General features: G+C 71.7%; 9 protein-coding genes and 1 riboswitch. Of the genes, 4 read left to right on the forward strand and 5 right to left on the reverse strand.

Going from position 1 to position 10,078, the window contains the following annotated elements; genetic code table 11:
• Positions 1 to 75: 75 nt before the first annotated feature.
• A complete protein-coding gene (locus ACWC5O_RS18460) occupies positions 76 to 297 on the reverse strand; it encodes a helix-turn-helix domain-containing protein (protein WP_004002281.1) in 222 nt (73 codons plus the stop codon).
• 335 nt (positions 298 to 632) lie between these two features.
• Positions 633 to 2,231: a ribosomal protection-like ABC-F family protein gene (gene abc-f, locus ACWC5O_RS18465; protein WP_450588361.1), complete on the reverse strand. Its 1,599-nt coding sequence runs from the start codon at positions 2,229 to 2,231 to the stop codon at positions 633 to 635.
• 472 nt (positions 2,232 to 2,703) lie between these two features.
• Between abc-f and ACWC5O_RS18470 the strand changes: the two genes are divergently transcribed.
• Positions 2,704 to 3,114 (forward strand): VOC family protein, encoded by a 411-nt coding sequence (locus tag ACWC5O_RS18470; protein ID WP_450588362.1) that lies wholly within the window; start codon positions 2,704 to 2,706, stop codon positions 3,112 to 3,114.
• A gap of 34 nt (positions 3,115 to 3,148) precedes the next feature.
• On the opposite strand, the gene ACWC5O_RS18475 is transcribed toward ACWC5O_RS18470, so the two are convergent.
• The 3 genes from ACWC5O_RS18475 to ACWC5O_RS18485 all read right to left on the reverse strand — a co-directional run bounded on the left by ACWC5O_RS18475 (position 3,149) and on the right by ACWC5O_RS18485 (position 6,867).
• The gene (locus ACWC5O_RS18475; RefSeq protein WP_450588364.1) at positions 3,149 to 4,567 is read right to left on the reverse strand and encodes a hypothetical protein; all 1,419 of its coding nucleotides are present in this window, start codon (positions 4,565 to 4,567) and stop codon (positions 3,149 to 3,151) included.
• Between the two features lie 180 nt (positions 4,568 to 4,747).
• Positions 4,748 to 5,875: an alpha/beta hydrolase gene (locus ACWC5O_RS18480; protein WP_450588365.1), complete on the reverse strand. Its 1,128-nt coding sequence runs from the start codon at positions 5,873 to 5,875 to the stop codon at positions 4,748 to 4,750.
• 317 nt (positions 5,876 to 6,192) lie between these two features.
• Positions 6,193 to 6,867 (reverse strand): class II aldolase/adducin family protein, encoded by a 675-nt coding sequence (locus tag ACWC5O_RS18485; protein ID WP_450588367.1) that lies wholly within the window; start codon positions 6,865 to 6,867, stop codon positions 6,193 to 6,195.
• Positions 6,868 to 7,055: 188 nt separating this feature from the next.
• Between ACWC5O_RS18485 and ACWC5O_RS18490 the strand changes: the two genes are divergently transcribed.
• The 3 genes from ACWC5O_RS18490 (at position 7,056) to ACWC5O_RS18500 (ending at position 9,463) form a co-directional block, all read left to right on the forward strand.
• Positions 7,056 to 7,817 (forward strand): lysozyme, encoded by a 762-nt coding sequence (locus ACWC5O_RS18490; RefSeq protein WP_450588369.1) that lies wholly within the window; start codon positions 7,056 to 7,058, stop codon positions 7,815 to 7,817.
• Positions 7,818 to 7,959: 142 nt separating this feature from the next.
• Positions 7,960 to 9,207 (forward strand): anion permease, encoded by a 1,248-nt coding sequence (locus ACWC5O_RS18495; RefSeq protein ID WP_450588371.1) that lies wholly within the window; start codon positions 7,960 to 7,962, stop codon positions 9,205 to 9,207.
• Between the two features lie 28 nt (positions 9,208 to 9,235).
• Positions 9,236 to 9,463: a hypothetical protein gene (locus tag ACWC5O_RS18500; RefSeq protein ID WP_450588373.1), complete on the forward strand. Its 228-nt coding sequence runs from the start codon at positions 9,236 to 9,238 to the stop codon at positions 9,461 to 9,463.
• 407 nt (positions 9,464 to 9,870) lie between these two features.
• Positions 9,871 to 10,012, forward strand: a riboswitch (cobalamin riboswitch).
• Positions 10,013 to 10,078: the final 66 nt, after the last annotated feature.

Below are 10,078 nucleotides of genomic sequence, written 5' to 3' on the forward strand. Positions count from 1 at the left end.
GACTGCACAGTAACCACCCGGCCGATCAGGCAACCGACCGGGTGGCCACCGTCGAAGGCGATGGGCCGCCCGGAGTCAGGACGATGCGGCCTTCTTACCCCGGGTCGCTCCGCCACGCCCACGAAGCGTGACGCCCGACTCGCTGAGCATCCGGTGTACGAAGCCATACGAGCGGCCGGTCTCCTCGGCCAGCGCCCGGATGCTCGCACCGGAGTCGTACTTCTTCTTCAGGTCTGCCGCGAGCTTGTCGCGCGCGGCGCCGGTCACCCGGCTGCCCTTCTTCAGAGTCTCGGCCACCCGTGCCTCCTCATGGGAAGTGCGCTCTGGTCTCCTCATGATCACCCCTCCAGGGCGTGATGGCCACCCATTCGGCAAGGTCCGTGGGACATCGTTGTGACGACAGGAGCACATCCCCACATGCGGAATCTCTGATTCCACAGTGGAGCGCCCACGGGGCCGAACGGGTGGATTCGTGAAGTGCCAGGTCAGGGACGCGAAGCGGCCGATCCCTTGGTGGCCAGGGGATCGGCCGCGAAATCGATGTACGACACACCTCGATACGAGGAGATCTCACACAGATGATGGATCACGGCTCGGCCGAATGATCCATACGCAGTGGATCAGTCCTTCGATCAAGCCAGGGCGACGAGATCGGCGTAGTCGGCACCCCACAGGTCCTCGACGCCGTCCGGCAGCAGGATGATCCGCTCGGGCTGCAGCGCCTCGACGGCGCCCTCGTCGTGGGTGACGAGGACGACCGCGCCCTTGTACGTGCGCAGGGCGCCGAGGATCTCCTCGCGGCTCGCGGGGTCCAGGTTGTTGGTCGGCTCGTCCAGGAGCAGGACGTTCGCGGAGGAGACGACCAGGGTGGCGAGGGCGAGACGGGTCTTCTCGCCGCCGGAGAGGACGCCGGCGGGCTTGTCGACGTCGTCGCCGGAGAACAGGAACGAGCCCAGCACCTTGCGGACCTCCACGAGGTCCATGTCGGGGGCGGCCGAGCGCATGTTCTCCAGGACCGTGCGGTCGGCGTCCAGGGTCTCGTGCTCCTGGGCGTAGTAGCCGAGCTTGAGGCCGTGGCCGGGGCGGACCTCGCCGGTGTCGGGCTGCTCCACCCCGCCGAGCAGACGCAGCAGGGTGGTCTTGCCGGCGCCGTTGAGGCCGAGGATGACGACGCGGGACCCCTTGTCGATGGCCAGGTCGACGTCGGTGAAGATCTCCAGGGAGCCGTACGACTTCGACAGGCCCTCGGCCATCAGCGGGGTCTTGCCGCAGGGCGCGGGCTCCGGGAAGCGGAGCTTGGCGACCTTGTCGGACTGGCGGACCTCCTCGAGGCCGGAGAGCAGCTTCTCGGCGCGGCGGGCCATGTTCTGCGCGGCGACCGTCTTGGTGGCCTTGGCGCGCATCTTGTCGGCCTGCGCGTTGAGCGCGGCGGCCTTCTTCTCGGCGTTCTGCCGCTCGCGCTTGCGGCGCTTCTCGTCGGCCTCGCGCTGCTGCTGGTAGAGCTTCCAGCCCATGTTGTAGACGTCGATCGTCGAACGGTTCGCGTCCAGGTAGAAGACCTTGTTGACGACCGTCTCGACCAGGTCGACGTCGTGGGAGATCACGATGAAGCCGCCGCGGTAGGCCTTCAGGTAGTCCCGCAGCCAGGTGATCGAGTCGGCGTCGAGGTGGTTGGTGGGCTCGTCGAGCAGCAGCGTGTCGGCGTCGGAGAAGAGGATCCGGGCCAGCTCGACACGGCGGCGCTGACCGCCGGAGAGCGTGTGCAGGGGCTGGCCGAGCACACGGTCGGGCAGGTTGAGCGCGGCGGCGATGGTGGCGGCCTCGGCCTCGGCGGAGTACCCGCCCTTGGTGAGGAACTCGGTCTCCTGGCGCTCGTACTGCTTGAGGGCCTTCTCGCGGGTGGAGCCCTTGCCGTTGGCGATGCGCTCCTCGTTCTCGCGCATCTTGCGGATCAGTACGTCCAGGCCGCGCGCGGACAGGACACGGTCGCGGGCGAGCACGTCGAGGTCGCCGGTGCGGGGGTCCTGCGGGAGGTAGCCGACCTCGCCGGAGCGGGCGACGTTGCCGGCGGCCGGGATGCCTTCGCCGGCGAGGACCTTGGTGAGGGTGGTCTTGCCTGCGCCGTTGCGGCCGACGAGGCCGATGCGGTCGCCCTTGGCGACACGGAAGGTGGCGTTCTCGATGAGGACGCGCGCACCGGCGCGCAGCTCGATACCGGAGGCGGAGATCACGGACAGACTCCAGGGCGTACGGGATTGGGCGGTGGGCGGCTGAGGACGTTCCCGCCGTCTAATGCGCGAGGAGAATGGCCATGGGCCAAGTCTAACGGGGCCGTGCAAGCGGTTTTTCTACGTCCACCTGTTCGGGCCGCTGTCCTGGGGCTGTTGCCCGAGGGGCGGCGCCGTGATGTACAACACACTTCGGCGGGCGGGGGCGGACGTAACCCGTTCGGGTGTGCGTCCGGAGGTTCGGGGCGGTTGCCGGGCAGGGATGACGCCAGGCTTCGGACGACCGGCGCCGCGGCGCGGTGTCCGGGTCGGCACGGCGTGCGGCGCGGTGACCCCGACGGTCGGGCCGTTCTACGGCCCGACCGGAAGGGACACTTGGCACTCCGGGCGTGCGACGCGTTCCGCTGAGGCGTTGTCAGTGGTGGCTGCAAGACTCGACGCGAAGACCCAACCGACGCACGAAGGAGTGATCGGCATGGCAGGCACGGGCGGACGGCCGAGCATCTATCCGACGCTGCTGTACGCGGACGCGAAGGCGGCGATCAGGCAGCTCACGGAGGCCTTCGGCTTCACCGAGCTGTCGGTGTACGAAACGGAGGACGGCTCGGTGATGCACGCCGAGCTGGTCCAGGGCAACGGCGCGGTGATGGTCGGCTCCAAGGGCCGCGGCGGCCTCTTCGACACGGCGATGAAGGACGCCGGGCCCGCGGGGGTGTACATCGTCGTGGACGACGTCGACGCGCACCACCAGCGGGCCGTGGAGCACGGCGTGGAGATCCTGATGCCCCCGACGGACCAGGACTACGGCTCGCGGGACTACATGGCCCGGGACGCCGAGGGCAACATCTGGAGCTTCGGGACGTACTCCCCCGAGATCGGCGGCTGAGCGGGCCGGTCCCGCCCGCAGCCAGCCGGAAGGCCTATCCGCCGGTGTGCACCTGGAAGGCGGCGCGGCGCACGGCCTTGGCGAGGGCCGGGTCGGGGTGGGCGGCGGCGAGCGCGACCAGCACCTGCACGGTGCGCGGGTGCCCGACGGCGCGGACCTCGTCGAGCAGCGTGGGGACGGTGGGCTGCACGGCGGCCTCCAGGTGCCGTACCAGCATCTCCGTCTCGCCGTGGTCGGCGACGGCAGCGGCGGTGTCGACCCACAGCCAGGTGGCCTCCTCGCGGGTGAGGACCTCGTGGGCGTCCTCCGGGTCGACGCCGTCGTGCTCGGCGAGCCACAGCAGGGCGTACGGACGCAGGGCCGGATCGTCCAGCACGGCGCGTACGTCGGGTTCGGCGGGGGCGCCGACGACGCGCAGCGCCTCGAAGGCGAGGCCGCGCAGCAGGGCGTCCTCGCCGCGGGCGGCGCCGAGCAGCTCGGTGACGGCGCTGCCGACGGGGCGGGCGGCGAGCCAGGCGCGGTACTCGGCGCGGGCCGCGTTGGGGCGGAGCTGGGCGCAGCCGCGGAGCATGTCCTCGGCCGCCTGCTCGATGTTGCCGGCGGGGCTCTGCGCGGCCACGCAGATCTGCTCCAGCTTGACCCAGACCGCCCAGCTGCCCAGCGGGGTGAGCGTGGCCTGGCCGTCGCCGTAGGTCAGGGCGCCGACGGAGGCGAGGGCCTTGAGGGCCCAGTCGAGGAGGGGGGCGAGCGGGGTGTCCCCGACGGATGCGGGTTCGGCCGGGCCCAGCGCTCCGGTGGGCCCCGCGGAGCCGGGCTCGTAGGGGATCTCGCAGCGCTCGGTGCGCAGTTCGGTGACGCGCTGCTGGAGCAGGTCCAGGAGCTGCTCGACCGGGACGGGTCCGGCGGACAGCTGGAGGAAGGAGAGCACCTGGGGCATGGCCGAGACGACCTCGGCGACGGCGGCCGGCTCGTGGTCCGCGGGTTCCGGGCTGGCCAGCGACCAGGCGTCGAAGAGGGCGACCCAGCCGCGCAGTACGGCGCTGTCGTCGCGGTCCCAGGCGCGCAGGCGCCAGCCGGGGCGCGCACTGTCCCCGTGCACCTCGACAAGTCCCGCGAGGCGGGCGGTGTCCCAGTCGGCGCGAATCTGAGCGGCGCTCAGGACGAGGTCTGCGGCGGCGCGTTCGGCGCTCGCGTCGGAGAGGGTGGCCTTGCCGTCGGCGGTGGCGCCGTCGCGGCCGGGCCCGAGGGCGGTGTCGGCCCAGCGGGCGACGCGGACCGCGCCGGACAGTCCGCTGCGCGCCATTCTGGCCAGTTCAGCGGGGGCCGGGGTGCCCTCCGGCGGCCGGGGTGCGGGGCGGCGTGGGCGCCGCTGGTTCACAGCTCTGGGGGCGGCGGCCAGGGGTCGCGGTCGGACGAGTCGAAGCCTGGAGTCGCGCGGGATACGGGACGTCACGGGTGCAGTCTTCCGGTTGACGGTCCGAAAACCCAAACGGAATGTCACGGGGGGCTACGGGGCTGGCCAACGCACCGGGGCCGATGGCTGGCGAGGAGGCATGATCAAGCCAGTCGTTCGGCCTTGAACGGAACGCCTGGAACCGGGGCTTCCGGCTTGTGTCGGCGGAGTCGGCGGGCCTCACATCAGCGGGGTCAGGAAGCGGCGCAGGCGCTCCTCGTACTCCGCCGGGTCCGCGTTCCACATCGCCGCGTGCGGGGCCTGCGGCACGGTGTGCAGGGCGACGCGGTCGGGGCGGCGGGCGGCCAGGCGCCGGGAGTACTCCCACGGGGCGACCATGTCGTCCGGGCCGTGGATGATCAGGGTCGGTACGCCGAGCAGCTCGGGGTCGGCGCTCTCCCCCGCCCCGTCGGCGTTGAGACCGGCCCGGCCCTGCGCGGCCCACACGGCGAGCGGCAGCAGGGGTTCGGGGGTGTGGCGGGCCTGGGCCAGGGCGCGCAGCGTGGCGGGCCAGCTGAGCACCGGCGAGTCGAGGATCAGCCCGGCGACGCGCTCGCGCACGACGGAGTGCTCGCTGGCGCGCAGAGCCATGGTGGCGCCGGTGGACCAGCCGAGGAGGATGACCCGGCGGGCGCCGTAACGGACGGCGTAGCGGATCGCGGCGTCCACATCGCGCCACTCGGTCTCGCCGAGATGGTTGAGGCCGTCCGGCGGGCGTGGGGCGCCGAGGTCGCCACGGTAGGCGAGCGCGAGGATCGGCAGGCGGCGGCCGTGCAGGAACTCCATGACGTTCATGGCGTGCTCGCGGGTGGTGCCGAGGCCGTGCACGGCGATCACCCAGGTGTCCCGGTAGCCGGGCACGAACCAGGCGGGCAGGGCCCCGAGTTCGCCGGGCACGTCGATGTCGGCGTGGTCCAGGCCGAGAGCGGCGCTCGGGTTGCCGACGTGCACGTTCGGGGTGAGCCACACGGCGTCGCCGGCGGCGAGGGTGCCGTGCGTGACGCGTACGAGGCGGCGTACGACGGTGTCGGCGGTGTGTGCGGCCGTCGCCAGGACGGGGCCGACGACCGCGTGGGAGCCGTCGCCGGCCAGGCCGTAGGTGCCGGGGCGCAGTGAGGCCAGGTCGCGGGTGAGGGTGATCTGTCCCGCGGCCGTGCCGTGCACGGTGAGCCGGGGTTCGGTGGGCAACGGACGGCCGGGGGGCACCTTCAGCGCGGCGTCACTGGCGAGACGCCCGGCGGCCACGGAGGCCGCGCCGGCGGCCAGGACCGCGGTGAGTGCGGCGGCGGTCGCTCTGACGGTGCCCACGGGTTCCAGTGTCGTGCGGGTTCTCGCTACGGGCCAGCGGAAGGGTGAGGGTGGCCGGGATCCGACGGGATGCGGGAGGGCACGGCACCGCCGGAGGCGTGCGCCGTGGCCGAGCGCCGCTGCGGAAGCGTGCGCCGTGGCCGAGCACCGCTGCGGAAGCGCGCGCCGTGGCCGAGCACCGCTGCGGAAGCGTGCGCCGTGGCCGAGCACCGCTGCGGAAGCGTGCGCCGTGGCCGAGCACCGCTGCGGCGGGGAGGACCGATGAGCCCCGCCCGGGCGGCGAGCGGCCGACGAGCGGGGCTGTCGGACGGCCAGAGTCAGCTGCGTTGTCCGTAGCGTTTCAAACGAGTGCCGGCCTCCTTCATCTGTACCTCCGTCAGCAGGGAGGGCGTCAGGCCCGGCACGGACGACGCCGTCAGCCACAGGCGGCACATCCACTCCAGCTGGGCGGTGCGGTCGTAGGCCTGGTCGAGGGTGGAGCCGTAGGTGATCGTGCCGTGGTTCTGCAGGAGGCAGCCGGAGCGGTCGGCGAGGGCGTCGAGCATGTTCGCGGCCAGCTCGTCGGTGCCGTAGGTCGCGTACCGGGCTACCCGGACATGGCCGCCGAGGGCACCGGCCATGTAGTGGATCGGGGGCAGCTCGGTCACGAGGGTGGAGACGGCCGTGGCGTGCACGGCGTGGGTGTGGACGACGGCCCGGGCGTCGGTGGTGCGGTAGACGGCGAGGTGCATGGGCAGTTCGCTGGTCGGCACGAGCGTGCCGAGCACCTGGCGCCCGTCGAGGTCGACGCCGGTTATGTCGTCCGGGGTCAGCCGGTCGTAGGGCACGCCCGAAGGGGTGACCAGCACCAGGTCCCCGACGCGTGCCGAGACGTTTCCCGAGGTGCCGACGACCAGTCCGTCGGCTACCGTCCGGCGGGCCGTGGCGACCAGTTCCCCCCAGACGCGCGCCGCTTTCGCTTCCCGTTCCGCTTCCCGCCGCTGTTCAGCCATGCCGCGATCCTGCCAGTCGGCCCGGCTCGGAGCGGCCCATCGGCGTGCTGCGGGCCGGGTCCCGTACCGCCGGCCGGGTAAAGGCCGCCATGAAACACCCGAAATCATCATGTTTCAAATGATCATCAGGTATTCAATGATCTTTCTTACTCACTGGACGACGTTCCACCGCCACTCCAGGGGGACACATGCCTCGTGCTCGCACCGCTTCCCGCTCCCGACGCCGCGCGGGCGTTCTCGCGGCCGCCACCGCGACGCTCGCCCTCGCGGGCACCCAGGCCGCGGCCGCCGGCTCACCGGCGTCCGCCGTGGGCCCGCTCAGAGGGCACGACGTGTCGTCCCACCAGCAGCACGTCGACTTCCCCGCCGCCCGGTCGGACGGCGCACGGTTCACCTACATCAAGGCGACCGAGTCCACGACCTACCGCAACCCCTACTTCGACCGGCAGTACGAGGGCGCGCGGGGGGCCGGCCTGATCCGGGGCGCGTACCACTTCGCACGGCCGGACAGGTCCTCGGGCGCCGAGCAGGCCACGTACTTCGTACAGCACGGCGGGGACTGGCGGGCGGACGGCTGGACGCTGCCGCCCGCGCTCGACATCGAGTACAACCCGTACGACGACGAGCACAAGTGCTACGGGCTGGACTCGGAGCAGATGGTCGAGTGGATCCGGTCCTTCAGCGACGAGGTCGAGCAGGAGACCGGCCGCCGTCCGGTCATCTACACCACCGCCGACTGGTGGCAGGCCTGCACCGGCGACAGCCGCGCCTTCGCCGCGGACCACCCCCTGTGGATCGCCCGGCACGGCACGTCGGACCCGGGGGCGCTGCCGGGCGGCTGGGCGCACTGGACCTTCTGGCAGTTCGGCACCGAGGGCGGTCTGCCGGGTGACCAGAATCTCTTCAACGGGCCGCCGAGCCGGCTGCGGGCCTTCGCGCGGGGTTGGTAGCCAAGGGGCGCCTGGGGCGTGGGACCGGACGAAACCCCAACCGCCCTTTGATGACACCCTGAAGCCCGCCCTAGTTCACCTTCCGTTCACCCAGGTTGCCTACGGTCCAACAGCCAATGACCTCGAACGATTGCCTGGGTAAATGGAAAACTTCTCGCTGATCCTCGCGATTGTGGTGGTAACCGCACTCGTGTTCGATTTCACGAACGGTTTTCATGACACCGCCAACGCGATGGCCACCACCATCTCGACCGGTGCCCTCAAGCCCAAGGTCGCGGTGGCCATGTCCGCCGCTCTCAACCTTGTAGGCGCTTTCCTCTCCGTGGAGGTCGCCAACACGATCTCCAAGGGTCTTGTCGATGAGAACGGCATACGTCCCGAGGTCATCTTCGCCGCCCTGGTCGGCGCGATCCTCTGGAACCTGCTGACCTGGCTGGTGGGACTGCCGTCCAGCTCCTCGCACGCCCTGATGGGCGGCCTGATCGGCGCCACCGTCGCCTCCGCGGGCTTCGGTGCCGTCCACAGTGACGTGCTGGTCACCAAGGTGCTGCTCCCGGCGGTCGCCGCCCCGATCGTCGCGGGTCTCGCCGCGATGCTGGCCACCCGCTTCTCCTACGGCATCGGCAAGAACGCCGACGGTGAGGCCACCCGCAAGGGCTACCGCGCCGGCCAGATCGCCTCCGCCGGTCTCGTCTCCCTCGCCCACGGCACCAACGACGCGCAGAAGACGATGGGCATCATCACCCTCGCCCTCATCGCGGGCGGCGCCATCGCCCCCGGCTCCAACCCTCCCACCTGGGTCATCCTCTCCGCGGGTCTGGCCATCGCGCTCGGCACCTACATCGGCGGCTGGCGCATCATCCGCACCATGGGCAAGGGCCTGACCGAACTCGAGGCGCGACAGGGCTTCGCCGCCCAGACCAGCGCGGCCACGGCCATCCTGGCCTCCTCCCACCTCGGCTTCTCCCTCTCCACCACCCACGTCGTCTCCGGCTCGGTGATGGGTGCGGGTCTGGGCCGCAAGGGCGGTGTGGTCCGCTGGTCCACCGCGACCCGCATGGTCATCGCCTGGGCGCTGACCCTGCCGGCCGCCGCGCTGGTCGGCGCGGGCGCCGAGTCCGTCACGGACCTGGGTGACTGGGGCACCGCGGTCGTCGCCGTCTTCCTGGTCGGTGCCAGCGCCGCGATCTGGAAGATCTCCCGCCGCGAGGTCGTCGACCACACCAACGTCGTCGACGACACGGCGGAGCCGGCCGGCGTGGTGACCACCGCCATCGCCGCGGTGACCCCGCCGCCCGCGGGCACCGTCGCCGAGGACCTGTCGGCGACGATCCCGGCTCCGGCCACCACCGAACCCGCTCCGGCGACCCCGCCGGCCGCCGCCGTCTGACCGCCCGGTAACCGAAGGAAGCATCCCCATGAAGATCGACTGGGCGGCCATCGGCTCCGTCTTCGGCGTCAGCCTCGCGTTCACGGTGGGCCTGGTGGCCCTGTTCACCCTCGGCGTCAACGGCCTGTCGCGCCGCGAGAAGGCCACGGCGCAGGGCGGGTCCGCCGGGCTGGCCGTGACTGGTGCGTACGTGTGCTTCGCCGCTTGTGCGGCTGCCGTGGCGTACGGGATCTATCTGATCGTGGCCAAGCCCTGACGGCCAAGTCCGTATCGTCCGCCCTGTCGACACCGCTTCAGTCGGATCGACAGGGCGGACGCGTGTCCGCCGCCTGTCCACGGAGACGGGAGCCGTCGGGGGTGCCGTAGCCGACACGGTGACGGACGCGGGCGGTCTCGCCAGTCCCCGGGCCTCGTTCACCAGCGCGGCCAGCGCAGGCCGCACCCGGGCGAGCGCCTGCTGGAGGGTCTAGGCGGCCGCCGGGACAGCCGTGCCGTCCCGCGAGACCTCTTGCAGGCGGTCACGGTCCGTGAGCACAAGCGGGATCCCCGAATGCCGCCCGAGGGAGTGGAATTCACCGCGACCGGGTCGCTCGGCGCCGCCCGGCGTGCTGGCGATGTGGGCCTCAGCACAGTCCGGCTTCCCAGGTCAAAGGCAAGTTGACGGCCCTTCCGGGCGCGTGGTGGACTGCCCACGCCATGTACGGCGGCAGCAGAGGAAGCCGGTGCGAATCCGGCGCGGTCCCGCCACTGTCACCGGGGAAGAAAACCCCGGGAGCCAGGAACTCTCACCGCCGGTCTCGTCGAACCAGGGCGCGGACACCCTGAGTGAGGACATATCGCCATGCGCGGCTGCCGATTGAGGTTCAGTAAC

It is taken from the genome of Streptomyces sp. NPDC001450 (genome assembly GCF_053597295.1).